Source organism: Micromonospora sp. CA-259024 (genome assembly GCF_050936255.1).
Classification (GTDB): Bacteria; Actinomycetota; Actinomycetes; order Mycobacteriales; family Micromonosporaceae; genus Micromonospora.
The window spans coordinates 3,807,769-3,834,753 of record NZ_JBNJND010000001.1; the positions used below are offsets into that span (position 1 = coordinate 3,807,769).

General features: G+C 71.1%; 24 protein-coding genes, 5 tRNA genes and 2 pseudogenes. 17 read left to right on the top strand and 14 right to left on the bottom strand.

Features of this window, described 5'->3' with window-relative positions; all coding sequences use genetic code 11:
* Positions 1–100: 100 nt before the first annotated feature.
* The 3 genes from ACQEUX_RS16750 to ACQEUX_RS16760 form a co-directional block, all read right to left on the bottom strand.
* On the bottom strand, positions 101–3,823 hold the full coding sequence (locus ACQEUX_RS16750; protein ID WP_433048143.1) for a LamG domain-containing protein: 3,723 nt from the start codon (positions 3,821–3,823) through the stop codon (positions 101–103).
* Positions 3,824–3,929: 106 nt separating this feature from the next.
* Positions 3,930–4,961, bottom strand: a complete 1,032-nt coding sequence (locus tag ACQEUX_RS16755; RefSeq protein ID WP_433048146.1) for an NAD-dependent epimerase/dehydratase family protein — start codon at positions 4,959–4,961, stop codon at positions 3,930–3,932.
* Positions 4,962–5,092: 131 nt separating this feature from the next.
* Positions 5,093–5,875, bottom strand: coding sequence for an SDR family NAD(P)-dependent oxidoreductase (locus tag ACQEUX_RS16760; RefSeq protein WP_433048149.1), 783 nt, complete (start codon positions 5,873–5,875; stop codon positions 5,093–5,095).
* A 617-nt stretch (positions 5,876–6,492) separates the two neighbouring features.
* Here ACQEUX_RS16760 and ACQEUX_RS16765 point away from each other — a divergent pair.
* From ACQEUX_RS16765 to ACQEUX_RS16780, 4 genes and pseudogenes are all read left to right on the top strand, one after another.
* Complete coding sequence (locus ACQEUX_RS16765; RefSeq protein WP_433048152.1) at positions 6,493–6,741, top strand: hypothetical protein; 249 nt, start codon at positions 6,493–6,495, stop codon at positions 6,739–6,741.
* A gap of 14 nt (positions 6,742–6,755) precedes the next feature.
* Complete coding sequence (locus ACQEUX_RS16770) at positions 6,756–7,421, top strand: nitroreductase (RefSeq protein ID WP_433048155.1); 666 nt, start codon at positions 6,756–6,758, stop codon at positions 7,419–7,421.
* A 15-nt stretch (positions 7,422–7,436) separates the two neighbouring features.
* A pseudogene (locus ACQEUX_RS16775) lies at positions 7,437–7,562 on the top strand (site-specific integrase); the annotation flags it as partial.
* 87 nt (positions 7,563–7,649) lie between these two features.
* Positions 7,650–8,449, top strand: a protein-coding gene (locus ACQEUX_RS16780; protein ID WP_433049775.1) for an IS5 family transposase whose coding sequence is annotated in 2 segments (ribosomal slippage) — positions 7,650–7,986 and positions 7,986–8,449 — 801 coding nt in all. Because the reading frame shifts where the segments join, the coding sequence is not laid out codon by codon here.
* A 75-nt stretch (positions 8,450–8,524) separates the two neighbouring features.
* Here ACQEUX_RS16780 and ACQEUX_RS16785 read toward each other — a convergent pair.
* Positions 8,525–8,599, bottom strand: a tRNA-Val gene (locus ACQEUX_RS16785).
* Between the two features lie 47 nt (positions 8,600–8,646).
* Positions 8,647–8,719, bottom strand: a tRNA-Gly gene (locus ACQEUX_RS16790).
* Between the two features lie 147 nt (positions 8,720–8,866).
* Here ACQEUX_RS16790 and ACQEUX_RS16795 point away from each other — a divergent pair.
* Positions 8,867–9,109, top strand: a complete 243-nt coding sequence (locus ACQEUX_RS16795) for a DUF6458 family protein (RefSeq protein ID WP_433048158.1) — start codon at positions 8,867–8,869, stop codon at positions 9,107–9,109.
* A gap of 95 nt (positions 9,110–9,204) precedes the next feature.
* Here ACQEUX_RS16795 and ACQEUX_RS16800 read toward each other — a convergent pair whose 3' ends face one another.
* On the bottom strand, positions 9,205–10,020 hold the full coding sequence (locus tag ACQEUX_RS16800) for an isocitrate lyase/PEP mutase family protein (RefSeq protein WP_433048161.1): 816 nt from the start codon (positions 10,018–10,020) through the stop codon (positions 9,205–9,207).
* A gap of 70 nt (positions 10,021–10,090) precedes the next feature.
* Here ACQEUX_RS16800 and ACQEUX_RS16805 point away from each other — a divergent pair, with 70 nt between their 5' ends.
* Entirely contained in the window at positions 10,091–11,071 is a 981-nt protein-coding gene (locus ACQEUX_RS16805; protein ID WP_433048164.1) for a helix-turn-helix domain-containing protein, read from the top strand.
* A 50-nt stretch (positions 11,072–11,121) separates the two neighbouring features.
* Here ACQEUX_RS16805 and ACQEUX_RS16810 read toward each other — a convergent pair whose 3' ends face one another.
* The gene (locus ACQEUX_RS16810; RefSeq protein ID WP_433048167.1) at positions 11,122–12,078 is read right to left on the bottom strand and encodes an NADP-dependent oxidoreductase; all 957 of its coding nucleotides are present in this window, start codon (positions 12,076–12,078) and stop codon (positions 11,122–11,124) included.
* A 27-nt stretch (positions 12,079–12,105) separates the two neighbouring features.
* Entirely contained in the window at positions 12,106–12,687 is a 582-nt protein-coding gene (locus ACQEUX_RS16815) for a TetR/AcrR family transcriptional regulator (RefSeq protein ID WP_433048171.1), read from the bottom strand.
* Positions 12,688–12,805: 118 nt separating this feature from the next.
* Between ACQEUX_RS16815 and ACQEUX_RS16820 the strand changes: the two genes are divergently transcribed.
* Together ACQEUX_RS16820 and ACQEUX_RS16825 are read left to right on the top strand one after the other, a co-directional pair.
* Positions 12,806–13,540 (top strand): GNAT family N-acetyltransferase, encoded by a 735-nt coding sequence (locus ACQEUX_RS16820; RefSeq protein ID WP_433048174.1) that lies wholly within the window; start codon positions 12,806–12,808, stop codon positions 13,538–13,540.
* Positions 13,541–13,675: 135 nt separating this feature from the next.
* Positions 13,676–14,161 carry a winged helix-turn-helix domain-containing protein gene (locus ACQEUX_RS16825; RefSeq protein ID WP_433049901.1) on the top strand — a complete coding sequence of 162 codons (486 nt, stop codon included), beginning with the start codon at positions 13,676–13,678 and terminating at the stop codon, positions 14,159–14,161.
* Between the two features lie 90 nt (positions 14,162–14,251).
* On the opposite strand, the gene ACQEUX_RS16830 is transcribed toward ACQEUX_RS16825, so the two are convergent.
* Positions 14,252–14,719: a nuclear transport factor 2 family protein gene (locus ACQEUX_RS16830; protein WP_433048177.1), complete on the bottom strand. Its 468-nt coding sequence runs from the start codon at positions 14,717–14,719 to the stop codon at positions 14,252–14,254.
* A gap of 332 nt (positions 14,720–15,051) precedes the next feature.
* Between ACQEUX_RS16830 and ACQEUX_RS16835 the strand changes: the two genes are divergently transcribed.
* A complete protein-coding gene (locus tag ACQEUX_RS16835) occupies positions 15,052–15,891 on the top strand; it encodes an oxidoreductase (RefSeq protein WP_433048180.1) in 840 nt (279 codons plus the stop codon).
* Between the two features lie 231 nt (positions 15,892–16,122).
* On the opposite strand, the gene ACQEUX_RS16840 is transcribed toward ACQEUX_RS16835, so the two are convergent.
* The 3 genes from ACQEUX_RS16840 to ACQEUX_RS16850 form a co-directional block, all read right to left on the bottom strand.
* Positions 16,123–16,197, bottom strand: a tRNA-Val gene (locus ACQEUX_RS16840).
* A 13-nt stretch (positions 16,198–16,210) separates the two neighbouring features.
* Positions 16,211–16,281: transfer RNA gene (locus tag ACQEUX_RS16845), tRNA-Cys, on the bottom strand.
* A 34-nt stretch (positions 16,282–16,315) separates the two neighbouring features.
* A tRNA-Gly gene (locus tag ACQEUX_RS16850) sits at positions 16,316–16,388 on the bottom strand.
* Between the two features lie 388 nt (positions 16,389–16,776).
* Between ACQEUX_RS16850 and ACQEUX_RS16855 the strand changes: the two genes are divergently transcribed.
* Complete coding sequence (locus ACQEUX_RS16855) at positions 16,777–17,379, top strand: TetR/AcrR family transcriptional regulator (RefSeq protein ID WP_433048183.1); 603 nt, start codon at positions 16,777–16,779, stop codon at positions 17,377–17,379.
* Between the two features lie 82 nt (positions 17,380–17,461).
* Complete coding sequence (locus ACQEUX_RS16860; RefSeq protein WP_433048185.1) at positions 17,462–18,043, top strand: TIGR03086 family metal-binding protein; 582 nt, start codon at positions 17,462–17,464, stop codon at positions 18,041–18,043.
* Here the strand turns inward: ACQEUX_RS16860 and ACQEUX_RS16865 are convergent.
* Positions 17,929–18,252: pseudogene (locus ACQEUX_RS16865) on the bottom strand (hypothetical protein); the annotation flags it as partial. The gene ACQEUX_RS16860 and the pseudogene ACQEUX_RS16865 sit on opposite strands and share 115 nt — an antisense overlap.
* Positions 18,253–18,427: 175 nt before the next feature.
* Between ACQEUX_RS16865 and ACQEUX_RS16870 the strand changes: the two are divergent.
* The gene (locus ACQEUX_RS16870; RefSeq protein ID WP_433048188.1) at positions 18,428–21,361 is read left to right on the top strand and encodes a M36 family metallopeptidase; all 2,934 of its coding nucleotides are present in this window, start codon (positions 18,428–18,430) and stop codon (positions 21,359–21,361) included.
* Between the two features lie 46 nt (positions 21,362–21,407).
* Here the strand turns inward: ACQEUX_RS16870 and ACQEUX_RS16875 are convergent, their stop codons facing one another.
* Positions 21,408–22,277 (bottom strand): hypothetical protein, encoded by an 870-nt coding sequence (locus ACQEUX_RS16875; RefSeq protein WP_433048191.1) that lies wholly within the window; start codon positions 22,275–22,277, stop codon positions 21,408–21,410.
* Between the two features lie 151 nt (positions 22,278–22,428).
* On the opposite strand from ACQEUX_RS16875, the gene ACQEUX_RS16880 reads away from it, so the two are divergent.
* From ACQEUX_RS16880 to ACQEUX_RS16900, 5 genes are all read left to right on the top strand, one after another.
* Positions 22,429–23,097, top strand: a complete 669-nt coding sequence (locus tag ACQEUX_RS16880) for a class I SAM-dependent methyltransferase (protein WP_433048194.1) — start codon at positions 22,429–22,431, stop codon at positions 23,095–23,097.
* 9 nt (positions 23,098–23,106) lie between these two features.
* The gene (locus tag ACQEUX_RS16885) at positions 23,107–24,297 is read left to right on the top strand and encodes a cytochrome P450 (RefSeq protein WP_433048197.1); all 1,191 of its coding nucleotides are present in this window, start codon (positions 23,107–23,109) and stop codon (positions 24,295–24,297) included.
* A 24-nt stretch (positions 24,298–24,321) separates the two neighbouring features.
* The gene (locus ACQEUX_RS16890) at positions 24,322–25,164 is read left to right on the top strand and encodes a polysaccharide deacetylase family protein (protein ID WP_433048200.1); all 843 of its coding nucleotides are present in this window, start codon (positions 24,322–24,324) and stop codon (positions 25,162–25,164) included.
* Positions 25,165–25,253: 89 nt separating this feature from the next.
* Positions 25,254–26,186 (top strand): ABC transporter ATP-binding protein, encoded by a 933-nt coding sequence (locus tag ACQEUX_RS16895; protein WP_433048203.1) that lies wholly within the window; start codon positions 25,254–25,256, stop codon positions 26,184–26,186.
* Positions 26,183–26,953, top strand: a complete 771-nt coding sequence (locus ACQEUX_RS16900; protein ID WP_433048206.1) for an ABC transporter permease subunit — start codon at positions 26,183–26,185, stop codon at positions 26,951–26,953. The genes ACQEUX_RS16895 and ACQEUX_RS16900 overlap by 4 nt, the downstream gene beginning before the upstream one ends.
* The last annotated feature ends 32 nt before the right edge of the window (positions 26,954–26,985 follow it).

Sequence of the window (26,985 nt, forward strand, 5' to 3'; positions counted from 1 at the left end):
ACGGCTTATACGTCATTTTGGCCCGGTTTTTGGGGTAGCGAGTCACCATGCCTCCACTCACGAGGTGTCGTGCTACGGATAGCTGAGGGGTACGAGAGCGTCAGTCCTCGGGTGCTTCCACCGACGCCGGTGACTCCGCGTCGAAGAGCGTCTTGACCGCCACGTCGGTCAGCGCCCCCTGATAGAGGCCGAGCTTGTCGATGTCGCCCCGCCAGAGGTCGACCCACCGCGGCGTCCCGCCCACCGGGGTGAAGCGGCCGGCACCGACAACGAGCGGGCCGGTCGCGTCGAAGGCGCCGGTGAAGCTGCTGCTGCCGTAGCCCTTGACGCCCTCCTGCTTACCGTTGACGTAGAGCCGAACCTCCCGGCGGGACACGTCGTAGACGGCGACCAGATGCGTCCAGCGGGCCCGGTCGTCCTCGGTCAGGACCCGCGACGTCATCGGGACCTCCACGGTCTGGCCCGAGATGACGTCGTCGTCGACACCGAAGACGCTGAGACACCAGCGGTGCTCGACTGTGCTGCCCACCGTGAAGGCGCGCTGGCCGAGGTAGAAGGCCGACTGTTGACTGCCGGCCTGGCTGACGGCGGTCAGGGTGCCCAACGCCTCCGCGTCGGGTCGCACCCAGACCGACACGCTGAAGGACTGATCGGTACGCAGCACACGGCCGTCCTGCCAGACCGGGTTCTGCGGCTCGGCGAGATTGTCCTGTGAGCGCCCGTACTCAACGGTCTGCTGGGCGGGATCCTCGATGCCCTGCCGGTCCAGCGCCAGGAACTTGTCATCGGACAGCGAGCCGAAGTCGACGCCCTGGGTCAGCGCCAGTCGGCGGCCGAACTGGCCGTCCTCCGGCGCGCTGCACAGCGTGGGGTCGGACGACTCCTCGTAGCAGGGCATGCCGTTGGCGAAGCTCCAGTCACCCACCTTGATCGCCGCGAGCATCCCCGGCTCGTCGAAGCCACCGGAATCCGGGTCCTCGGCGAGCTGACCGGTGAAGTCGTGCGCGACCAGCACCCGGTCATAGACCTGCACGTCGGCCAGGTTGCCCTTGAACCAGTTGATCGGAGAGCCCGCCCACCCGCGGCCGACCGTGAAGATGCCGCCCGCGCTCCAGGCCGTCGCGGTCCGGTCCACCTCGCCGGTGAGCGTGCCGTTGACGTACAGCCGGACCTTTCCGGCGGTCTTGTCGTAGACGCCGGCGAGGTGCGTCCACCGACCGACGTCCGCGGCGGTCAGGGCGGTGCTGACCGCGGGTCGGCTGGTGCTGGTCGCCAGGTCGGTGTCCTTCATCATGAACGACCAGCGGGGCGTCGCCGGGGAGCCCTCCAGTCGGGTCCCCAGCTGGAACCCCGTGGTGTTGGTGCCCGCCTGCGCGGCGACGACCATGTCGCTCGTGGTCGGGAGCGCCCCCAGTCGCACCCAACCCGCCACGCTGAACGACTTGGTGGTGTCCAGCACCGGTCCGGCCGTGGCCAGGGCCGACGAGGTGCCGTTGAACGAGGCGGTCTCACCCCGGATCATCCGGAGGTCTCCCGTCCACGAGACGCTCCCCGACGACAACGGGGTGCTGCCCGACGGCGGCGACTGTTGCATATCGTCGAGCGCGTTCGTCGCCGTGACGCCGGGATAGGTTTCCAGACCCCAGCGGGCGACGGCCGGGGCCGGACGCGCGGCGGTGAACTCCACCGAACCACGGCCGACGTTGCCGGCGCCGTCGGTGGCCGAGAGGTAGAGGGTGTTCAACCCGTACTTAGGCACCACGAGCGAGACGACCGCCTGCATCACGGGCACCCGGAAGCCCAGTGGGTCCTGCCAAATGCCGCTGGTCGCCGCGATCTGCGTGGTGGCCGGGCTGACCCAGCCGTACGCGAACTTCGTCACCGTGAGGTCGGTGGACCGGATCGTGAAGGTGGCCGTGCTGCCCGGCACCGTCGACCCCCCGGTCGGCGTCGCGGTGACCGGGGGGACCTTGGTGTCCGCCAGGAACGTGCACCAGTCGGACCAGACGCTGGTCTGGCTGTACGGCGCGGGGTCGGTGGCCTTGGCACGGAACGCGTACTTGACGCCCTCGCCGGCTGTCACCGCGGCCGAGGTCGAGCGCCCGCCGGCGGGGACCGACGCCCCAGCGGGAGCGGCCCGGCGCGGCGTCGAGGCATCGATCAGACCGTTGGCGGGCACCTGGACCCACTCGTACCCCGTCGTCAGCGCCTGCGTGCCGTCGGCGTCCGGGAAGATCGCGGAGAAGGTCGGCTTCAGCGTGCCGATGACGAGCGTCGTGTTGGCCGGGCAGGCGACACCCGCGACCTGCAGGTTGTTCGGCTTGCCGGGGATCGAGTCGAAGTCGACCACCAGCTTGGCGTTGCCGGGGAAGAACTTCTTGTACCGGTCGGTGGTGCTCTCGCCCGAGCCGTCGGTGGCGCTACAGGCGCAGAAACCGAAGGTGATGTTGGTGGCGCTGCTCGTCGCGGACGACTGGATCACGCTGGTCACCGCGGACCCGGTGAAGTTGACGGTCATGTCGGGTTGCGGGGAGTCGGAACACCCGGAGCCCTCGTTGGCGTGCGAACTGGCCGAGGACTTCAGGCCGATCAACTTCGGTGCCCAATTGGTGCGCGGCGTCGAGGCGATACCCCCCGAGTGGTACAGGTAGGTCGGGGTGTTGCCGCAGGACCAGGAGTGGTCCACCTTCATCTGCACGTACGCCGACTCGATGTGCTTACCCCGGACAGTGGTCAACGGGAAGTCGAAGTAGGACCGGTACAGCTTTCCCGAATCCGGGTCTCTGCCCACCCGGGCGACCGAGGTATCGGTGTTGTTGCTGTTGTTGTTCGTCGAGTACGCCCAGCGTGACTTGCCGGTGGACCAGGCGGGGTCGATGTAGACCGGGAAGATGGCGTTCCCCGGTGCGAGCAACGTGGTGTCCGGACGCAGGAACAGGTCCCCGTCGGCGACCTCGACAACGACGGCGGCGATTCGTGCCGCGTCACCCGGCGCCGCCGCTGACGACGGCCCACCACCGGAGCCCGAATCCGCCGCTGAGGTCTGCGCCGAGCGGTTGCCCGCCGGCCCGGTAGCGGCACGGGAGTCCCACATGACGGCGTTCTCCGCGGCGGCGAGGACCTCGCCGCCCGCCACGGCGGACAGGTTGCCGTCGCGCCCTCGTACCACCCGCGCGTCTCCACCCAGGTCGAAGCGGAGCTCGCGCAGGCGCGGATCCGCTGCCGCCTCGGGGGTCTTGACCACGAAGACGTGCGTGAAGCCCGTCCGGGTGGCGCGCAGCACGAGGTCCGTGCCCGGCAGCACCTCCGCGTAGGTCGCGGCGTCGCCGGACACCGACGGGCGCGGCAGGCCGCCCGGCCACGACAGGGAGAACGACCTGCCCTGCCGGGACAGGACCACCGCCGCGGCGGCTCCTCCGTCAGAGAAGCGCACGTCCGCGACCGACGCCGCAGGCCGCCAGCTACCCGAATCCCGGATGAGCGTGAGGTCCACGTCAGCCCAGGAGCCGTTGGGCCGGTGCACACGCTGCGGCTGCACCGCCATCTCGGCGGTGAAGTCGCCCGACGGATTCGCGAAGACCTGGGTCAGCTCGGTTCGGGCCGACGCCACCTCCACCCGCTGGCCCGAGCGGCGCGCCGCAGCCGCGGCGGACCCCGCGTCGGCCGCCTCGGAGACCCCGGTGGGCTGCCGCGCCGCGGCGGGCGGCGCCGCCTGCGCTGGCACCGCGAGGCTCGACGCGCCGAGCAGCGCGACCACGGCACCAACAACCAGTCGAGACGGTCCAGAAAGGAACGCAGGCAGCAGCCAGCGGCTAGCAGTCATCAAAGATCCCCCGTGGCAATGAGAACTAGTCGGCCGAACTGTAGGGATGCCGCACAGGTTTGTCTATGCCGATGACCATGCGTTATGGCAAATGGGACGAGAGCCCTTAATGATCACTCAATCTGCACCCGACGTCACCGATTCCCTGTGCGGCGAGCACCGCCGCCTCCCGGGTCGGGTCCAGCCCGATCGAGCTGCGATGTGGTCGCCCGGCGCGAGACGGAACCGTACCGACCTCGCGCAGCCACCGCCAGGTGTCGTCAACGGTTTCGGCCACCGGCCGGCAGGTCAGCCCGGCGGCGAAGGCGCGGCTCACGTCCCGCTCCAGCAACCCTCGGTACGGGTGGCCGACGGGCAGCCAGATCGGCAGGTCGCTCCAGGGCTCCACGCCGGCGGCGAGGATCGGCGCCGGATCGGTCCAGCGCAGCCGGGCGTCGGCACCGGTGGCAGCCACGCATGTGTCGAGCAGCTCGCCCATCGTGGTCTGAGCGGGACGACCGATCGCGTTGAACGTGCCGCCCAGCCGCTGGGCGCCCGCGTTCAGCATCCACCCCGCCAGGTCGCGCACGTCGATGTACTGCACCGGCAGGTCGGCCGGCCCGGGGGCGAGCACGTCCCCGCCCCGCTCGATCCGCCGCAGCCACCAGGGCAGCCGGCCGACGTCCTCCCCCGGGCCGATGATCAGACCGGCACGGGCGACCAGCGCACGGCCGCCGAAGACCTCCCGCACGGCACGCTCGGCACCGGCCTTGAGCTGCGGGTAGTCGCCGTCGGCGGAGCCCGGGTCGGCGTCCACCACCGGGGAGTCCTCGTTCAGCCCGAGGGCGGCCGGGTCGCGGTAGACCGACCCGCTCGACACGTACACGTAGTGGCCGACCGCGTCGACCAGGGCGCGGGCGGCGTCCCGGGCAGCGCGCGGCGCACCGTCCCAGGTGTCCACCACCACGTCCCACTCGCCGCCCGCCAGAGCCGCCAGACCGTCCGGTGCGGTGCGGTCACCCCGCAACCGGTGTACGCCGTGCGGCACCGTGCCGTGCAGCCCTCGGTTGAACACCGTCACCGACCAGCCGCGACGCACGGCCTCGGTGACCGTCGCCCCGCCCACGAAACCCGTCCCGCCCAGCACCAGCAGTCTCATGCGCTCCACCCTGCCGGCGTAGGCGGGCGGACGACATCCCTGTTCACCGGTAGCGGATCTGCCTGCGGCAGAACCGTCAGGTCAACAGCCGATCCAGTGGCTGTGGGATGCGCCCCCTCAGATATTCCGCGTCATCTCGACAGGCTGCGCCGCAGCACTCGCCGACGCGTCCGGGTAGTCCGTGGAACGGCTGACATCGGCCCACTGCCGGGCCTCCGCGAGCCGCTTCTCGCCCGACTCGAGAGCGAGCCCCAGGGCGTCGCCGCCGAGCAGCAGCCGACGCGGCGGCCCTTGGAGTCCACCACGTCGATGATCGCCCGGGCCATGCGGGCGGGGTCGCCCGGCTCGTTGCCGGCGTAGTCGGCGAACATGGCCCGCCACTGTCCGACGATCTGCTCGTAGTCGGCCTGGATACTGCCGGACGCCAGCGCCGCGCCCCCGGCCCAACCGGTGCGGATGCCGCCCAGCTCCACGATGGTCACCCTGATGCCCAGCGGGCCTACCTCGTTCGCCAGGACCTCGGAGAAGCCCTCAACCCCGAACTTCGCGGTCTGGTATGCGCCGAGTCCGGGAGTGCCTCCGACGCGGCCGCCGATGGACGAGATCTGCACGAAGTGCCCCGAGCGCTGGCCCCGCAGGACCGGCAGCGCTGCCCGGGTCACGTTGATGACGCCGTACAGGTTTGTCTCTATCTGCGCACGGAGCTCATCCTCCGGGAAGTCCTCCAACGAATTGCTGGTGGCGTAACCGGCGTTGTTCACGACCACGTCGAGGGAACCGAAACGCTCGACCGCCGCCGCGACCACGTTTCGGGCCTCTGCGGGTGACGTGACGTCCAGCGCCACCGTCTCCAGCCGCTCGGGGTGCTCCGTCTTCAGATCGGCCAGCGCCTCCGGCCGACGCGAGGTCACCATGACCTGATCACCCGCAGCCAGCACCGCAACCGCCAACGCCTTCCCCAGTCCCTGGGACAGTGTCTCGTGCCCCCTGTGTGCCCCAGACAGCCGCGCCGACCAAGGGTGAGACCTGGCAGGATCAGCCCGGTGATGGGTTCCGTCGGGTTGCTGCGCTGCGAGGCGATCGCATGGGTCGACGAAGACTGGCCGGGGTGGGTCCGTGTGCGGCTGGTCGACGCCGACGGACGAAGCTGGTTCTTCGTCGACAAGGGTCCCGATCTTCTTCATGGATGGCGGCATCCTTCCTGGCGCCTCTCTCCCCCGGCCAGGGTTCGTGCGGTGCTACGTCGTCGGCCAGCAGGAGGACCAGGTCCTTGTCGTTAGCACTGATCCGGACCACGTGGAAGCTGAGGACGGAACCACCCAGTTCCGGGTCCGCCCGAATCAGCTAGAGCGGACGAGCCCCACCCGATCAACTTGAACTCTCAGCTTGGGAATCGGTTTGAGTCGCGGCCCACGGGCGTCGTGCCACCTGGTCACGGGAGCATGGACGCGGCGGCCAAGCGTTGCGGGCGAACCTCCGCTGGCCGATGTTGACCGCTGCATCGGGCACGGATCGGGCACGGCTCCCAGTCATGGCCGAGCAGGCGCGGGTACCGGACGAGGGCGCCGATGGTCAGGAATTCATCAACTTCGGGCACACCTACAACGGCTACGAACTGCACGGCGGCTTGGATGCCTCGCCGCCATGGTGCAGGCCCTACAGGCTCACTGGCACCGGACCGGAGAGCTCATTGGGGATGTCGACGAGCTGCGAGCTGCGCCTGACCTGCTCGCCGGGTGCGATGATCATCCTCGTGTCTTCGCTGCCTGCCATGGAGTGAGAGGACGAGAAGACGTGGATGTGTATGAAGCCGTGGACAGTCGCAGGGCAGTGCGGGCATTCAGCGATGAGCCGGTGCCCAGAGAGGTACTCGAACGAGTGCTGGCAGCAGCGACGCGGGCCCCGTCGAGTGGGAACCTCCAGCCGTGGCATGTGTATGTCGTGACCGGCGAGCCCTTGATAGAGCTGAAGAGGCGTGCGACGACCAGGGCCTTGGCGGGAGACCCGGGTGACGAGCGGGAGTATCCGATGTACCCGGCCGAACTGACCTCACCGTATCTGGACCGTTTTTCTGCCGCGGCCGCCCAGCGGTACGCAGCGCTGGGAATCGAGCGCGACGACCTCGACAGGCCCAAAAAGATCGCCGCCTTGAACTCGGAGGCGTTCGGCGCGCCGGTCGTACTGTTCTGCTACCTCGACCGGACGATGGGGCCCGGGCAGTGGGCGGACGCGGGGATGTACTTGCAGACGGTCATGCTGCTGCTGAGGGCGGAAGGGTTGCACAGCTGCCCGCAGGTGATGTGGACGATGTATCGCGAGACCGTCAGCGAGATAGTCGGAGCCGACGACGGGTTCGTGCTGTTCTGTGGTGTCGCGGTGGGATTCGAGAAGAAAGGCGTGCCACGGCTGCGTACCGGGCGGGCGGACATGACAGAAACGGTGAGCTTCATCGGAGCGTGACCCATCTATCCCGCGCTGTGCGGCCACTCCGGCACCTCGGTCACCGGGAAGGCCTACCGTCACCAGCTCCGGCCCATACTGCTGACGGGGGCAGCCGCGATGGATCGGATCTTCGGTGAGGACGCCAGTGCTGGGGCTTAGAGCTCCTAACGAAATGATGTTGGGCGTAACCCTGGGACGTGAGGGTCGTTCTGTCTGAACGTGAGGAGGGGTGAGCAGCCGCCGTGGATCGTCTCGGACGACCTGTGGGCCGAGATCGAACCGCTGCTGCCACCTCGACCACCGCGCCGCCAACGGTTTCCTGGCCGTAAGCCGCTGGATGATCGCAAGGTGTTGTGCGGGATTCTGTTCGTGCTCTACACCGCGATCCCGTGGGAGTACCTTCCCCAAGAACTCGGGTTCGGGTCGGGGATGACCTGTTGGCGCCGGTTGCGGGACTGGAACGACGCCGGCGTGTGGCAACGCCTGCACGAGGCACTGCTCGGCAAGCTGCGGGCCGCCGGGCAGTTGGACATGTCGCGGGCGGTGATCGACGGCTCTCACGTTCGGGCGCTCAAAGGCGGCCCAAAACCGGTCCGAGCCCGGTCGACCGCCGCAAGCCAGGCTCGAAACACCACGTCATCACCGACGCGGGCGGCATCCCTCTCGCCACGGCGCTGACCGGCGGCAACCGCCACGACGTCACCCAACTCATGCCCCTGGTCGACAAGATCCCACCGATCAAAGGCACCCGCGGCCGACCCAGACAGCGACCAAAGCACATCTACGCCGACCGCGGCTACGACTACGACTGCTACCGCCGCGACCTACGCGACAGGGGCATCACCCCGGTCATCGCCCGACGCGGCACCGACCACGGCTCCGGACTCGGCACCCGACGCTGGGTCGTCGAACAGACCATCGCCCTACTGCACTGGTTCCGCCGCCTACGCATCCGCTGGGAGATCCGCGACGACATCCACGAAGCCTTCCTCACCCTCGCCTGCGCCATCATCTGCTGGCGCCGACTCCAACACTCAAAGAGTTAGGAGTTGTTAGTCACCCGGTTAGTCACTCAGCAATGGAAAGAGGCCACATCCATCGATGGGATGTGGCCTCTGAGCTGGTGGGCGATACTGGGTTTGAACCAGTGACCTCTTCCGTGTCAGGGAAGCGCGCTCCCACTGCGCCAATCGCCCGTGGTGACCGCCCGACCCGGAAGCCAGGCCCTGAGGGGCGGATCGCGAGCGGACGACGGGATTCGAACCCGCGACCCTCACCTTGGCAAGGTGATGCGCTACCAGCTGCGCTACGTCCGCACGTCCCCGACAACCGCCGGCGACAGGTGAACTCTACCCGATGCCAAGATCGCTTGGCGCGGCACCCTGGACGGCGGCGATTGCGCTGGTCGGCAGTGGGGTACTGAAGAACCTCGACAGCGCACCACATCCCCTAAGGAGGCTGTCGTGGGTATCGGCACCAGCATCTTCCTGATCGCGCTCGGCGCGATCCTCACCTTCGCGCTGGACGCGAGCATCGGCGGCATCGACCTCGACGTGGTCGGCTGGATCCTGATGGGGGCCGGCGTGCTCGGCCTGATCATGACCACGCTGATCTGGGGCCGCCGCCGCGAGGTGGTCACCACCAGTGAGCAGCCGGTGGAGTACCGGCGGGTCGAGGAGCGGCGGGACATCGCCCCGCCGCTGTAGGGACTCAGCGCCCCGAGCCGGCCGCCTCGATGCAGGCGGCCGGCTCGTGGCACCGCACCCCGCAGGAGGCACCGCCTCCGAGCGCGAGGCAGCCCTCACCGCATCAGCGCGTTGAGCGTGCCGTAGTCGAGGGCGTCGGCGAGCGCGCCGTACGTGCCCGCGCCGAACGCCTCATCCGCCGCCCGGCGGGCAACCGTGTACGAGGCCTCCGCGACCGACGAGCCGAGGCTCACCCGGGCCACCCCCAGCCGGGCCAACTCCCCAACGGCAGGCGCACCCGGCCCGGCGAGGACGTTCAGCGGCGCCGGCACGGCCCGCACCAGCGCGCGGATGGTCACCGGGTCGACCACTCCGGGCACGAAGATGCCGTCCGCGCCGGCCGCGAGATAGGCGGTGGCCCGGGCCACGGTCTCGTCGAGGTCCCCGCCGCCGGCGAGGAACGTGTCGATCCGGGCGTTGACGTAGAGCGGCAGCCCCGCCGCGTCGGCCGCGCCCCGCACCGCACCGATTCGGGCGCACTGGTCGGGCACGTCCCGCAACGGTGGGCCGGCCTCCCGTCGGGCGTCCTCGACGTTCACACCGACGGCATCGGCGTCGAGCACCGCGCGGGTGGTCACGCCAACCTCCGCCGGTGTCGCCCCGTACCCGGACTCGATGTCCGCGGTGACCGGCAGCGACACCGACGCGGTGACCCGGCCGACCAGGTCGACGGCCGCGTCGCGGCCGAGGACGTCGCCGTCGGGTGCACCCAGGCTCCAGGCGACGCCGGCGCTGGTGGTGGCCACCGCGCGGGCACCGGCGGCCGCCACGATGCGGGCGCTCGCAGCGTCCCAGGCGTTGACCAGCACCAGCGGCGACCCGGGGGTGTGCAGGGATCGGAACAGTTCAGCTCGGGTGTGTTGTTCGCTCACCCGGCAAGTCTCAATCGACCCCCGCCACCGCAGTAATGTTTCAGTCCCAGCTGAATCCACCGGGGGTGCCGTGGTCGCCATCAGCCTGTCGGCGGGCGCGGTCGCCCGCATCCGCTTCGCCGTCTCCTGCCTGTGGGAGGTCGTCGCGAGCGTCCGGGTGCTGCGCGACCCCGGGGACCACGCCGTCCACCTGCCCTGGGTGCGCCGGGTCCGTCCACCGCTGGTCGACGCCGGGTTGGTCGGCCCGGACGGCGGGCTGCTCTGGCAGCTGGTGCCAGCCCGCCCCGGCTACCTGGCCGACTTCCTCACCCCGCCGCCCGCCGGCTTCATCCCGGACCTGGCCGCCGAACTGACCGCCCTGCGCGCCACCCCGGCCGCCACCGTCCGCGCACACCTGGACCTGTACCCGGGCGAGCGCACGCCGGCGCTCGCCGCCCTGTACGCCGACCCGCCGGCCGGACTGCGCCGGCTGACCGAGGAGATCGAGGCGTACTGGCGGACCGCCCTGGCCCCGCACTGGCCACGGATGCGGCTGCTGCTCGACGCCGACGTCACCGCCCGCGCCCGCATCCTCGCCGAGGACGGCGCGGCGGTGCTCCTCAACGACCTGCACCAGCAGGTCCGGTGGGAGGACGACACCCTGCTCGTCACGCAGCGGCACTGCCTGGCCCCGGACGTCCCGGACGGCCCAGGTCTGGTGCTGGTCCCGTCGGTCTTCGTCTGGCCGTCGGTGGCGAGCGTGTCCGCCGGGGACGCGCCACAGCTCGCCTATCCCGCCCGTGGGCTCGGCAGCCTCTGGGAGCGCCCGAACGGCGTCCCGGAAGCGCTGGCCGCCGTGATCGGTCGCGGGCGGGCCCGGCTGCTCACCGAGCTGATCTCGCCGGTCAGCACCACCGAGCTGGCCCGGCGTAGCCAAATGTCGCCCAGCGGGGTCTCCCAACACCTCACCGCGTTACGCGCGGCCGGCCTGGTGGTGACCCACCGGCGGGGCCGGACGCTGCTCAGCGCCCGCACCGACCTCGCCGAGGCGCTGCTCTCCGCGACCGCGTAGGCGTCGCCGCGCGGGTGGGCCAGCGCGTTCCGGTGGTGCGGCTGGCGGCGTCAGAACTCGATGACCAGCCGGCCGCGTACCCCGCCGGCCTCCAGGAGCTGGTGCGCGCGGGCCGCCTCCTCCGGTGGGAACCGGCCGGCGACGCGCAGGGTCAGGGCGCCGGCCTCGGCCATCTGCCGGAGCAGGTCGAGCTTGTCGCGGCGTCCGTCGTACTCGTGCACGTACGCGGACACCATGGCGATCCCCCGTCGGTCGGCCAGCTCCCGCAGCGCCGGATCGGGGCCACCACGCAGCAGCGCCACAGCACCACCGTCGCGAACGGCCGGCACCAGCGCAGCGCCGATCAGCGCGGCGTCGACGGCAGCGTCCACACCATCCGGGGCGTGCTCGCGGAAACGCTCGGCGACGCCCGGCCCGCGCGTCACGGTCACGTCCGCCCCGAGCGCGCCGACCAGGTCGGCGTCGTCCGGCGCCGCGTCGGCCAGCACCCGATGACCGGCAGCCTTGGCGAGTTGTACGGCGTATCCGCCGACGGCACCGGCCGCGCCGGTCACGGCGAGGGTGCTGCCGGGCGACAGTCGCAGTTGGTCCAGCGCGTGCAGGGCGGTCAGCCCGTTCAACGGCAGGGTGGCCGCCTCGGCGAGGGACACACCGGCCGGCGCGGGCACCACCCAGGCCTCCGGGAGCACGACCCATTCGGCGTACCCGCCAGCGGCGGGCCGGGTCGGGTTGATCATGGCCATCACGGGGTCACCCGGGGCGAGAGCACCGCTGGTGCCGGGGCCGACCTCGTCGATCGTGCCGGCGACGTCCTGGCCGGGCAAAAGCGGCACGGTCCCACGGATCCGTACCGGCGTCATACCGGCCCGGATCAGCGTGTCCGACGGGTTGACCGCCGCGGCGCGTACCCGGATGCGAACCTCCCCGGTCCCGGCGTGCGGCGTCGGCAGCTCGACCACACGCAGCACCTCGGGCCCGCCGTAGCGCAGCAGTCCAACCGCTCTCATTGTCGACTCCTCGTCATGGGGGGGCAGTCAGTCCAGGCAGGTGAGCGCGACCTCGGCGTAGCGCGTGAGCGCGGCTCGGTCCGGGTTGATGGCGCCCATCACCCGCAGGCCCTGGAGGCTGGTCACCAGGAAGCCGGCGAGGTCACTGGCGCTGCGGTCGGCCGAGATCTGGCCCCTCAGCTGTGCCTCGGCGAGCAGGTCGTAGAGCGCCAACTCCAGGGACTGGGTGGTCGAGCGGAGCCGCTCGGCGACCCGCACGTCCTGGTGCGCCCGCTCCATCGACGCCCCGACGATGAGGCAGGAAAGGTGCTGGCCGTCGCCGGTGATGTCGTCCACCGTGCCGATGAACACCTCGCGGATGACCGCTCGGGCGTCGTTGCCCGAGCGCAGCAGATCGACCATCGGTGCGGCGTAGCGCTGCCGGTACAGGTCCAGCACCGCCAGGTAGAGGCCGTCCTTGCTGCCGAACGCGGCATAGATCGAGCCGCTGCCCAGGCCGGTCGCCTCCGCGAGGTCGCGCATGGAGGTGCCCTCGTAGCCCTTGCGACGAAACACCTCCATGGCCGCGGAGACCGCAGCGTCGAGGTCGAACTCCCGGGTACGTGCCATGCCTGAACGCTACCCGCTATCTGGAACGTTCGACAAAGTACCGCCGGTCACAGGCGCCGACACGAGTCGTTTCCCCTGGTTGATCGGGGTCGCAGGGCTCCGCGCTACCATCCGGATCATGGAGTCTCTCGACACGGTGCTGGCCGCCCATCGGGCGTACCTGCTGGGTTGGAACATCGGCGCGGCCGGTGGCCCGGACCTCCCGACCTACCGCAGCGACGTGCCGCACCCGCCCCTCAACGGCGTGCTGCGCGTCGCCGGACGCACACCGCAGGACGCGCTCGCCGAGGCCCGCCAGCGCCTGCACGGCGTACCCCGAATCTGGTGGGTGGGCCCGGACAGCGACGCCGGCACCGCCGACGGCCTGGTCTCCCTCGGCGCCACCGAGGTCGCCCGCATGCCGATCATGACCGCGGTGATCGGCGAAGCCGCCGACGCTCCGACGCCGGCCGGCCTGCACATCGCCGAAACCACCGACCTGGACACGTTCGTCCCGGCGTACGCCCGGGTGTCCGGAATCCCGGCGGACGGCGTGCCGGCGACGATCGAACGGGAGAAGGCGTTCACCGGCGACGGCACCGTGATCCGGCTGGCCGGCCGCCTCGACGACGGCCAGATCGTCGGAACGGCCGTCGCCTGGCTCAGCCACGGTCTGGTCACGCTCTACTTCGTGGGTACGCAGCCCGAGCAGCGCCGGCAGGGCATCGGCGCCGCCATGACCAGTGCGGCACTCGGTCTGGCCGCCGAGCGGGGCGCCCGCACGGCCGCCCTCACCTCGTCGCCCATCGGCGAGTCGGTCTACCGCCGCCTCGGCTTCCAACCCGTGGGCGAGTTCCGACTGCTGACCTTCTGAGCCCGTCCGAAAGGCGATGGCCGTCTGAAGAAACCATTGACTACGGGGGTCAGACAGCGTTGTCTTTCACGTGGTGCCTGGGGAGGGAGAGCCGTGGTCGAAGACATGTCCCTCGTGTTCTGCGTAACCGCTGACGTGTCGGTGCGCGAGCGGATGGTTCGGCGCCTTGACGGGCTCGGCACCCTGGTGATCTGCACCGACCTCGCAGAACTGCAGGCGATGATCGGCCCGCCCACGATCGGCGCATCAGCCCCGTTCCTCGGCTCCGCGACCACCCCCGCCGCCGCACCCGCCGCCACCACCGCTGCCGAGCCCGCCTCCGGTCGGATCAGCCTCCGCGACCTTGAGATCGACCCGCTCGACCACCTGGTGACCTGGCGCGGACAACCACTGCCCCTGACCCGACTCGAGCGCAGCCTGCTCACCCAGCTCGCCACACCACCGGTCGGAGTCTGGACGTACGAGAGACTCTTCGAGTCGGTCTGGGGCTGTGCGTACCTTGGCGACACGTCGACCCTGCACTCGGCCGTGAAGCGCTTACGCCGCAAACTGCGCGCCGCCGACGACACCCTGCGCGTGCACACCGTACGCGGGATCGGCTACCGGCTCATCCTGCTGTGAAGCCTCGCCCCGGCTGTCGCGGCTCTCGTGCGGGAGCAGCGAAAGCGCGATGTAGGGATGCGGGAGGCGCCGCCTGCCAGGAGGAAGGGTTCAGGCGGCCAGGGGGCGCTGCTCGGTGAAGCCGACGATGAGCAGCCGTTCGGCGAACAGCCACCTTCCGTCGACACGTGCGAACGTGTCGCGGTAACGAATGGTCATCGCCGTCAGGGTTCGTTCGCCGGCTGCGTTGGCCACCATGTGGGCAATGCAGTAGCTCTCGCCCATCGCCTGGTCACCGCTCAGCGTCAACACCGTGCTCTGACCGTTGAAGTGAAAGGTCTGCTCGAAATCCTGCAACGTCGCCGTAATGCCGGATTCGATCTCGTCCCGGCCGGTCAGCACCTGGACGGGTTCACTCTTGCTGGGGTCGGCGGTGTAGACAGCGACCCGACCATTCTCTGTGTACAGCGCCGCCTGCCCCTTGTAATCACTCACGTCTGCGCGACGGGCATAGGCATCGACCAGATCGCGCAGGGCGTAGCGGTCGGCGAACTGCTGTAGAGAAACTTCTGAAGACATGATTATTCCTTTACGGATGTCCATGGGTGACGAGATAAATGATCCTCAGAGGGCCTGGCCGCGTCCAACACCTATTTCCTGTGGCGACCACAGTCTGATCCTGTTCTCGCTGCCGACTGCCCCGAGGGGGACGGCTCGCAGAAGGCGGCGTCAGGGTGACGCCAGCGTGTTGTGCCGTGCGGGCCTCAAGAACGGGCGGGATGCCGGGGATCATCACAGGTGCAGACTGTCACTGCCCCAGGAAGTAAGTGTTGGACTGTTCCGCGCGCCTGTAATCAGAATGGTTCTCGAAAGCAGTTACAGAGAACCGACACCGATCAGGAGCAAAAGAAATGACAGGTCAAACCCAGGACCGCGTGTGGCTTATCACGGGGTGCTCAAGCGGTTTCGGCCGTGAGATCGTTCGCGCCGCAGTGGCCGCAGGTGACCGGGTGATGGCGACAGCGCGCCGTCCGGAGACTCTCCAAGTCCTCGCCGATCTCGGCAACGGACAGGTCAGCACCTGCGCTCTGGACGTCACCGATCCCGACTCCGTTCAGGCTGCGGTAAAGGCGACGCTGGCACTGTTCGGCCGGATCGACGTCCTTGTCAACAACGCCGGATTCCTCATGATGGGCGCCGTCGAGGAAGTCACCATGGAGCAGCTGCGTGAGCAGATGGAGGTCCTGTTCTTCGGCGCCGCCCAGACAACGAAGGCCGTCCTGCCGAGTATGCGCGAGCAGGGTAGCGGAACGATCGTGCAGATGAGCTCGATGGGTGGACAGACAAGCTTCCACGCCTTCGGGGCCTACCACGCCGGAAAGTTCGCCCTGGAAGGCCTGTCCCAGACTCTGGCGGGAGAGGTCGCCCCATTGGGAGTGCGCGTCATGATGGTGGAACCGGGAGCATTCCGCACCCAGATCAACAGCAGCAAGAGCGAGGCATCGGTCATCGACGCCTACAGCGAGACGGCCGGGGCGTTCCGCGCCTACGTCAATGCGATGCAGGGCTCCGAGGAAGGCGACCCCGCCAAGGCCGCCACTGCCATTGTCGCCGCGGTTGACAGCGACAATCCGCCCCTTCGACTCGCCCTGGGTGGTGACGCGATCGACGGGCTCCGCGCCGAGCTCGAATCGCGTCTGGCCGACCTGACTGCCTGGGAAGAGCTGAGCCGCTCGACCGCGGTGTCCTGACACGCCGCACGCGTGGCTGAGCCTGCTGGCCGGCCCTACTACCGGGACGGTGTTGTCGGGCTCCCGGTCCAGGCTTCGCGGTGCGGGTGCCGCCACCAGAGTGTGGCGGCACCCCACGCGCCGGTTTCGGGCGCAAAACTCCCAATGTGCTCGCCGCCACCGCGAGGGAGCAACCAGAACGGCTCGTCACCGGATCCTCCGGTAACGAGCCGTTCGACGTGCTCATCCAACTGGTGGGCGATACTGGGTTTGAACCAGTGACCTCTTCCGTGTCAAGGAAGCGCGCTCCCACTGCGCCAATCGCCCGTGCTTGTTGCCGAGGTGGGGACGGGATTTGAACCCGCGTACACGGCTTTGCAGGCCGTTGCCTCGCCTCTCGGCCACCCCACCGAGGTTGCCCCCGTCATGCGTGGCGGCAGCTCCGAGCGGACGACGGGATTCGAACCCGCGACCCTCACCTTGGCAAGGTGATGCGCTACCAGCTGCGCTACGTCCGCACGCCCCCGGACGTTCCCGGGTGACGGATGAGAACTTTAGCGGAGCGGGTGAACGACTGCCAACTCGGGGCCCCCTCGGCGCGTCCCACCGTGTCACCGACGGGGGCCGAGGTCACCACCTGCACGCTTCCTAGGGGGCTGACCTGGTTCCTGGGCCACTGCAGGCCGTCACACTCCGGCGTCGCCACATCATGATCACCGCCAGCTTGTGGGATGCCCGCGGACGGACCTCTTTGCGCGCCGGCGAGGCGCGTCGGACCTCGACGAACACTCCCAGGAGAACGATCCACGGCGCCCTGGGGAAGTGTCCGGCTTCCGACTGCCGGCTGGCGGATCGGACGGTAGCGGTAACTGTTCGTGTTCAGTCGGATGGGCTACGGTAACGGTCGTGACGAGACGTGCGGCCGAGATCCGCCTGGATGCCCTGCTGCGCACCGCCTGTGACGTGATCGTGGAGCGCGGGCTGGCCAACACCCGGACGGCGGACGTGGCGCAGGCCGCCGGCGTGAGCCAGGCGTTGGTTTTCTACCATTTCGCCACCAAGGAGCGGTTGCTCGCGCAAGCCTTCGCGTACGCGGTCGAGCAGGATCTGGCCCGGCTGGACGCGGTGACCCGGTCCTCCGCCTCGCCGCTGACCAAGCTCCGCCGGATCCTCAAGCTCTACACCCCGGCCGGGCGGGCAACCTCCTGGTCGATGTGGATCGACGGCTGGTCCGAGTCGCTGCGCACCCCGGAGTTGGAGAAGGTCTCCCGCCGGCTCGATCTGCGCTGGCGTCAGGACCTGGCCGCCGTGATCTCCGCCGGGGTGGCCGACGGCACCTTCCAGTGCGCCGACCCGGACGGGGCCGCCTGGCGGATCAGCGCGGTGATGGACGGCCTCGCCGTACAACTCGCCGTGCACGACCGGGTGATCTCCCGCCGGCAGTTCGGCGAGTGGGTTCGACTGGTCACCGCGCGGGAGCTCGGCCTCGACCCGGCCGACCTGGACTGAGCCGGGCGGCCAGCCACCGATCCCCCACACCAGGCCGGGCAAAACGGCTCGGCCCGCCCCGCCGACCGGAACAATCGGCGGCATGGACCTGCTGGAGGCGTACCGCCGGAGCCTGGCCGAGTTCATCGACCGGGTGGATCAGATCGAGCCCGGCCAGTGGTCCGACCCGACACCGTGCCAGGACTGGGACGTGCGCACACTTGTCAACCATGTGGTGAGTGAGGACCGGTGGAGCGTCCCGCTGCTCGCCGGCCGAACCATCGACGAGGTCGGCGACCGGTTCGACGGGGACCAGCTCGGCGCCGATCCGATCGCGGCGGCGCGGGAGGCGGCCGCACAGGCCGAGATCGCCGCGACCCATCCGGGCACGATCGACCGCACCGTGCACCTCTCCGGTGGCGACTCCCCGGCCGCGGAATACCTCCAGCAGCTTCTTGCCGAGCACCTCATCCACGGTTGGGACGTGGCGGTGGCGATCGGGGCGGACCCGCGGTTCGACCCGGACGCGGTGCACGCGGCCGCCCGATGGTTCACCGACCGGATCGACGACTACCAGCGCGACAACCTCGTCCAGACCGGGGTGCGGGTGCCAAACGACGCCGACGAGCAGGACCACCTGCTGGCCGCCTTCGGCCGCGACCCCGACTGGGCGCCGAGCGACTGAACACGCTCAGCTCCGGCTCCGGCGGTGGACGTGGCCCGCGTGCGGTCGCCGTCGTGGTGGGCGAGCGCCCGGCGGTCCATCACCCGCCGCCACAGTGGTGGCACCAGTGCGACGACCACCATGGTGGCGTACCCGGCCGGCAGCTGCGGTGAGGTGTCGAAACTGCGCAACGTCTGGTAGCGACGCAACGGGTTCGCGTGGTGGTCGCTGCCCTTTTACAGGAGAGCGGCTTTTGTAAAGTCGACTTCATCTCGATCAATTGGCGCGTCGCCACCCCCAGACCTTGCCGCCATCACGACCCGGCTGATATCCACAGATGCACATGCGTCACCGCGCAGCGTCGGCCGGCGACCGCCGGCCATCCCGCTCCCACGAGGAGGTCCCGTGCCACAACCGGAGTGGTCACCCCCGATGAGCCGGCGTCGACGCCGGCTCATCGCCATCCTGGCGACGACGGCGACGGCCGCCGCGCTGCTCCCCACCAGCGTGAGCACCGCGGCCCCCACCGGCAGTGCGGGGTCCGCCGAGCGCCGGTCCGGACCGTTCGCCGAGGGGCAGCACGAGCCCGCCGATGTCGACAACCGCGCCGGTACGGCGGCACCCGACGCCCGCCAGCGCGGCCTGGCCCGCGCCGCCGACCCCGACGTCCGGTGGAACCGGCTCGGCACCCCGCAGGCGCTCGGCCCCGGCCGCGCCCCGCTCGCCACCGGGCTGCCCTCCGACCCGGAGGCCGCCGCCCGCGCCTACCTGACCGGCAACCGCGACCTGTTCGGAATGGACGCCGCCGCGGTGGCGGAGATGGAACGGGTGCTGGTCCGGCCGATCGGCGGGGGTGCCGTGGTCACCCTCCGGCAACGCTTCGGCGACCTGCCCGCCGGGCCGGACGGCCTCGTCACCCTCGCGGTCGCCGACGGCACGGTGCTCTCGGTCAGCTCCTCGCTGGCCCGGAACACCAGCGCACCCGCACCGGCCACCCGCACAGCCGAGCAGGCCTACGCCGCCGCGCTCGCCGACGCCAAGCTGACCCCGGGCACGGTGACCAGCCACACCGTCCGGGCGGTGGCCGTACCCACCCCGGTGGACGGGCCCCGGGCCGCCTACGAGGTGACCATGATCGGCGCGGACACCGACCACCCGGCGGCGTTCACCAGCTACGTGGACGGCATCACCGGGCAGGTGCTGGTCCGCGAGGACCTCGTCGACTTCGACTCCGACAACCCGAGTTGGGCGGTCTTCCCGGCCACCCCGCCCCGCGACCTCGGCCCCGGCCAGGATCCCCGGGTGCGCTGGTGCGGCGACCCCGCAGCCGGTTGCCAGGCCGCTTTCCGCGACCCGGCCACCGGCCAGCCGTGGGACATCGACGCGGCCACCGGCACGCCCACCTTCACCTCGCGCGGCAACTCGGCCAACACGGTGCTCTCCTGGGGTGCCGCCACCCCGGTCGTCCCGGCCACGCCCAGCCCGGAACGCCGCTACGAGTACCCGTTCACCGACCAGTGGCACCAGGCGAGGTGCAACCCGGAGGTGTTCACGTCCACGCAGCGCAACGACGCGGACGCGGCGATCGGCAACCTCTTCGCCATGCACAACCGGATGCACGACTGGGCGTACCAGTTGGGCTTCACCGAGTCCGCGTGGAACCTCCAGGCGGTCAACCTCACCCCGGCCGGGCTGGGTGGTGACGCCGAGCAGGGCCGCGCCCAGCAGGGGGCGCTGACCGGCAACCGGAACAACGCCAACCAGGGCACCCCGCGCGACGGGCTCCCGCCGACCACCAACATGTACCTGTGGCAGCCGCAGGCCGGCGGGCCGTACCCGCCGTGTGTGGACGGCGACTACGACATGACGGTGATCGGCCACGAGTACACCCACGCGATCACCAACCGGATGATCGCCGGCCCGGACAGCGGGATCGGCGGCCACCAGGGCGGGGCGATGGGTGAGTCGTGGAGCGACCTGCTCGCCGCCGAGTACCTCTTCCAACACGGGCTGCGCGCACCCGGTGAGACGCCGTTCGTCACCGGCGGCTACGTCACCGGCAACCTGGTGAGCGGCATCCGCAACTACGACCTCAGCCGCAGCCCGCTCAACTACTCCGACATCGGCTACAACACCGGTGGCCCCGCCGTGCACGCCGACGGAGAGATCTGGGGCGCCACCAACTTCCGGGTACGCTCCGCACTGGTCAAGCGGTACGGCCTCGGCACCCCGCAGCGGCAACTCGAGTGCGCGCAGGGGAAGGTCGCCGTCGACAACTGCCCGGGCAACCGGCGCTGGTCGCAACTGGTCTTCGACTCGTTCCTGCTCCAGGCCGCCAGCCAGGTCAGCATGCTCGACATGCGGGACAACATGCTCACCGCCGACCTGCTCCGCTTCGGCGGCGCCAACCAGGACCTGATCTGGGCCGAGTTCGCCCGGTCCGGGATGGGCCGGGACGCCGCCACCAACGGTGCCGCCGACACCGACCCGACGCCGAGCTTCGCCTCGCCGCGCGGAGGCAACGCGACGCTCACCCTGCGCCCGCGCGGGGACAGCGCCGACGCGCCGATCCGCGTGTACGTCGGGGCGTACGAGGCGCGGGCCATGCCGGTGGCCGACACCGACCCGGCGACGCCGATCCCGGACACCGTGGAGCTGGTGGCCGGCACGTACGACCTGCTCGCGGTGGCCCCCGGTTTCGGGCACCAACGCCTCAGCGTGACCGCCAGGGCGGGGCAGGACGGGTACGTGGACCTGCGGATGAGCCGCAACCTCGCGTCCACCGCGTCCGGCGCCACGATCACCGGTGACGGGGTCAACCTGGACCGGGTCGCCGACGACACCGAGGCGACGAACTGGGCGTCCCTCGACGGGGTCGCCGGGCGGCAGCTCACCGTGGCGCTGCCCGGGGACGCCCCACAGGTGGTCAAGCGGGTGAACGTCAGCGCGATGCTGCGCCCGGCGATCACCGGCGACGCCGACACCGGCAGTCAGAACGCGCTCAGTGCGCTGCGCTCGTTCGCGGTGTCCGCCTGTAACGCGAAGACCACCGACTGCGCGGACCCGGCGCGCTGGCAGCGCATCTACACCAGCGCGGGCGACGCGTTCCCCGGCGGGGCGTACCGGGCGTACAGCCGGGACATCAACCTCCGGACGTTCGCCGTGCCCACCACCCTCGCCACCCACCTTCGAGTCGAGGTGCTGGCGAGCCAGTGCACCGGCGGCCCCCAGTACGCCGGTGAGCAGGACGACGACCCGGCCACGACGACGGACTGCGCGACTGCCAGCCCGGCCCGGAACCAGGTCAGGATCGCCGAGTTCCAGGCGTTCTCGAAGTGACACCGTGAGGGCCGGCGGACTGTCCGCCGGCCCTCACGGCCCTCGATCAGCGACGAGCCGGTCGCCAGCGGCCGGCCGGAGCTGGACGCTCCCAGCGGCGGTCCACCGGTGGATCGTCCGCCGCGCCGGCCGCGGGCCGGGTCAGGTGACGCAGCCGCAGCAGCAGACCCACACCGAGCGAGAGCAGCAGCCCGCCGAGCAGGAACGCGGCCTGCACCGCGCCGAACCCGCCGGACTGCGAGACCGGGCGGCCGGCCGCCGGTGGTGCGGCGTCGACCGGTTGGTCAGCGACCGGCTCCTCCACCGGCGTGCCCTCCTCCTCGGCCGGTTCACTGGGCTCCGGCGCCGTCGCGGTCGGCTTCGGCGTACCGGTCGGGGTGCCGCCCGCCCCCACCACCGAGCGGGTGGCGGTCTGCCGGGCCAGCAGACGCAGGTTGGCGTCGTACGCCTCGGCGGCGAGTGTGACCCGCCCCTGGGTGACGTCGTCGGCGAAGGCCACCCGGTAGCGGGCGGTGACCGTGCGGTCCGGGCAGAGCGTGCCCGGGTCGAGCTGCCGGTCGGTCAGCCGGGCGACGTCGCCGTCGGTCTGGATCTCCAGGGGGAAGTCACCGTTCTCCTCCACCCGATCCATCTTCACCTGGTCGAGCCGGATGCCCTGCACGCTGAGCACCATCGACCAGCGCACCTTCACGCAGCCGCCGCGCCGGTCGGTCCGGGAGACCACGGCGGACACCGTGCGCACCTGGTCGCCGGCGGTGAACCGGGCCGGCAGCCCATTCAGCTCGGTGGTGAACGCCGCCTGTGCCGGGGCGGCCAATGCCAGCTCCACCCCGCTCAGACAGGCCAGCACCACCCCTACCCGCAGCGCATACCGCCACACCGTCACCACCGCCGCCCTCCGTTCGGTCGCCTCCACCCCGCAACGCTAGGAGCGGGGCGTCGACCCCAACAGACGGGTGTGTTCGCACCGTGCGGTAAGGACAGGGCGGCTTTTCACCGACGGTGGTGAACCGGTCACCGCTCCCCCGCGACACGCCGGTAGGCGGGCCGCTGGAACAATCGGCGACGTGTCCGAGCTCTCCAGCACGTTCGTCCGGCTGCACGCCCGGCTGGCCCCGGTCCCCTTCGTCCCCGAGGTGCGGCTGCACCAGGCGGACGAGCCGATCGGGCTGTGGGAGTTGACCGAGGGCGAGTTCTCCAGTGACCGGCCGCCGCCGTTCTGGGCGTTCGCCTGGGCCGGCGGGCAGGCGCTCGCCCGCTACGTGACCGACCATCCGGAGCTGGTCGCCGGCCGCCGGGTGCTCGACCTCGGCTCCGGCTCCGGCCTGGTGGCCATCGCCGCCGCCCGCGCCGGCGCGGCGTCGGTACGGGCCGTCGAGGTGGACGAGTTGGCGGTGGCGGCGGTGGCGCTCAACGCCGAGGCCAACGGGGTACGCGTCGACGCCGAGTTCGGCGACATCCTCGACGGCGACGCCGGGGACGCCGAGGTCGTGCTCGCGGGAGACCTCTTCTACAGCGAGGCGATGGCCCGCCGGGTCCTGCGGTTCCTTCTGCGCGCCGCCCGGGCCGGCGCACCGGCGCTGGTCGGCGACCCCGGCCGGGCGTTCCTGCCCCGGGACCGCTTCGACGAGCTGGCGGCGTACGACGTGCCGGTGCCGGAGGCGCTGGAGAGCGTCCGGGTGAAGCGCACCACCGTATGGCGGCTGCGGGCCGGGCTTCCCGGGGCCGCCAGCTAGCGTGTCCGGGTGCTGTTCCGCAGCTGGGCGCAGGTGGCCGACCCCGCATGGCCGGACGTGGCCCGGGTGCCGGACCACGTCGGCGGCACACACCTGGTCATCACCCGGCACGCGCTGGTCCGTCAGGTCCTCTCCGACCCGGTCACCTACCGGCCGGACAACGCGCTGGACGCGGTGACGCCGATGCCGGTGACGGCGCTGCGGGTGCTCGCCGGGCACCGGTTCCGACTGCCGCCGACCCTGGCGAACAACTCGGGCGCCAGTCACCCGCAGATCCGGGCGATCGTCGCGGACGCGTTGCACCCCGCCCGGGTCGCCGCGCAGCGGCCCTGGCTCACCGCGCTGGTCCAGGACCGGGTCGCCCGGCTCGGCGCCGCGCTCGACGCCGGTGAGCCGGTCGACCTGTACGCGGACCTCGCCGCCGACCTGCCGCTGCTGGCGCTGGCCCGGCTGGTCGAGCTGCCGGACGCGCCGGTCGGCGCGGTCAAGGAGTTCGCCCGCGCCGCACTGGAGTTGTTCTGGGCACCGCTGGACGCCGACCGGCAACTGGCGCTCGCCGCCGAGGTGGGCCGGTTCCACCGCGTCCTGCGCGACTTCGCGGCCACCGGCTCCGGGCTGGCCGCCGAGCTGCGCGCGGCCGGGCACGCTCCGGACGTGGTGGTCGGCGCGCTCTTCTTCCTGCTGGTGGCCGGGCAGGAGACCACCTCGCAGTTCCTCACCCTGCTGCTGCACCGGTTGACCGGCGAGCCCGCGGTGCGGGCGGGCCTGCGCACCGGCGAGGTCGCGGTCGCCGACGTGGTCGAGGAGGGGCTGCGGTTGGAACCGCCCATCGTCACCTGGCGGCGGGTGGCGACGGCGGACAGCGTGTTGGGCGGGACGGTCGTGCCGGCCGGCACCAGTCTCGTGCTCTGGCTGGGCCGCGCCGGCCGGGACCCGGCGGTCGTCGAGTCGCCCGACGAGTTCCGCCCGGGCCAGCGCGGATCGCGCCGGCACCTGGCCTTCGGGGCGGGTGCGCACCGCTGCGTCGGTGACGTGCTGGCCCGGATGGAGGCGGCCGTGGTGGTGGCCGAGGCCACGCCGCTGCTGGACGGGGTGACCGTGGTCCGCCCGCCCTGGTGCCCGGACAATCTGACCTTCCGGATGCCGGACGCCTTCGTCGTGCGGCGCTCTTCGGGGGGCACCGGGCTGACCGGATCCTGACATCACCTCGGTAGGTTTCCGGGCGTGTCAGCCACCCCCACTCGTCGGATCCTCGCCGTCGTCCCGCTGCTGACCCTCCTGGCGCTGAGTGCCTGCACAGTCGGTCCCGCGTTGCACGCCCGACGGATCACGACGGAGCAGCCGACCCCGTCCGCCCCGCTCCCCACGCCGTCGACCGCACCGTCCGGCACGGGGAAGGCCGTGCCCGGGAGCATCGAGTGGTACCTGTCCCAGGTGCCGACCTTTCCCGAGGCGCCGCCGCCGCAACCGGTGCAGCTGCCCGCGACCGGCGCGGCCCCGTTCTGGCACCGCCTGCCGACCGACCAGAAGGTCGCCTTCATCACCATCGACGACGGTGGGCTGGCCCGCCCACCCGCGGTGATCGACTTCATCTGGGAGGCGCGAATCCCCGTCACGATGTTCCTGAACTCACCGGCGGCCGAGGAGCACACCGACTACTTCCGCCAGATCGAGGCGGTGGGCGGGGTCGTCGAGAACCACACCATCTCGCACACCTCGCTGGCCGGCCGGTCGTACGACTACCAGCGGCAGGAGATCTGCGGTGCGGCGGACCGGCTGGAGGCGCTGTTCGGCAAGCGACCGACCCTGTTCCGCCCACCGTTCGGCAACCACGACGCCACCACGTTGCGGGCCGCACACGACTGCGGCTCGAAGGCGGTCTTCCACTGGTCCGAGACCGTCCACGAGGGGGTCGTGCGCTACCAGACCCCGGAGAAGGTGGTACGCCCCGGCGACGTACTGCTCATGCATTTCCGGCCGGCGCTCATGGACGACCTGCTCGCGGCACTGAAGGCGATCCACCGGGCCGGGCTCACACCGGCACTCCTGACGGACTACGTACGGTGATCGAGCCGCCGCCGGCATGACGAAAGTCAGGGTCGGGTGGCGCCGTTCGGGCGCGGTGGGGCAAGGGGCCGTGCGCCTAGCGTCAGCGCATGATCACATTACGTGGGTTGACGAAACGGTTCGGGGCGACCGTCGCGGTCGACGCGTTGACCGTCGACATCGCGCCCGGCCGGGTCACCGGCTTCCTCGGCCCCAACGGCGCCGGCAAGTCCACCACCATGCGGATGATCCTCGGGTTGGACCGGCCCACCGCCGGGCAGGCGCTGGTCGGCGGGCGCGCGTACCGGGAGTTGCGCCGGCCGCTGCACGAGGTCGGCGCGCTGCTCGACGCCCGGGCCATCCACCCGGCCCGGTCCGGCCGGGCACACCTGCTCGCCATGGCCCACAGCAACGGCATCCCCGCCCGCCGGGTCGACGAGGTGCTGGACGCCGTCGGGCTGGACGGACGCGCTGCCGGGAAACCAGGGCGGACCCTCTCCCTCGGCATGGGTCAACGGCTCGGCATCGCCGGCGCGCTGCTCGGCGACCCGCCGGTGGTGATGTTCGACGAGCCGGTGAACGGCCTCGACCCGGACGGGGTGCGCTGGGTACGGCAACTGACGCGCTCACTGGCCGACCAGGGGCGGACGGTCTTCGTCTCCAGCCACCTGATGAGCGAGATGCAGCTCACCGCCGACCAGCTCGTGGTGATCGGCCGGGGACGACTGCTCGCCGACGCGCCGATCGACGAGGTCATCGCCGGCAGTACGGTCGCGGTCCGGGTCCGCAGCCCGCACCCGGACGGACTGTCCACCCTCGCCGCGCGCCTCACCGCCGCCGGGGCGACCGTCGAGGCGGCCGACCGGAACGAGCTGACCGTCACCGGTACCACCGCCGAGCGGGTCGGGGACCTCGCGTACGAGCTGGGGATACGACTGCACGAGCTGAGCCCGCACGGCGCGTCGCTGGAGCAGGCGTTCATGGACCTGACCGCCGACAGCGTCGAGTACGCGGGCGGCCCGACCGGAGGTGGGGCGCGATGAGCACCAGTACCCGCAGTGGCGCCGTGGCCGCCGAGTGGACCAAGCTCTCCTCGGTGCGGAGCACCTGGTGGACGGCACTGGCCGGGTTGCTGGTGATGGCCGCGAGCGCGGGCCAACTGGCCATCTACGCCGCCAACGCCAACACCAACGACGACCCGGCCGACGACCGGGGAATCGTCACCGTCGGGAGCGTGCTGATCGACTCGGTCGAGCTGACCCAGTACGTGGTGTTGGCGCTGGGCCTGCTGGCGATCACCGCCGAGTTCACCAGTGGCACCATCCGGACGACGTTGCAGTGCACCCCGTCGCGCGGTCGCGTGCTGCTGGCCAAGGCCGTGGTCGCCGGCACGGTCACCTTCGCCCTCGGGCTGCTGCTCGGCGGTGTCGGCGCCCTGGTCGCCCGGCCGGTGCTCGGCGAGTGGGGCAGCGCCCCGGCCGCCGGCACGTTCGGCGACATCGTGGCGGTGGCGACCTACCTGGCGCTGGTCGGCGTGCTCGCCCTGGGCCTCGGCGCCGCGCTGCGTAGCGCGGTGCTCACGATCACCGTGCTCCTCGCCACCCTGATGATCGTGCCGCTGTCGCTGCAGGAGCCGGACATCGACGTGCTGAACCGGATCGCCGACGTGTTCCCCGGTGTGGCCGGCGGCCACTTCCTGGCCGGCGACAGCGACCCGTACCCGAGCCTGGTCGGGCTGCTCCTGCTCGCCGGGTGGGCCGGTGCCGCGTTGCTGCTGGGCCGCGCCGCGCTGCGCCGCCGCGACGCGTAGAGGCGTGGGCTGAGCGGGGGCCGTACGGGCTC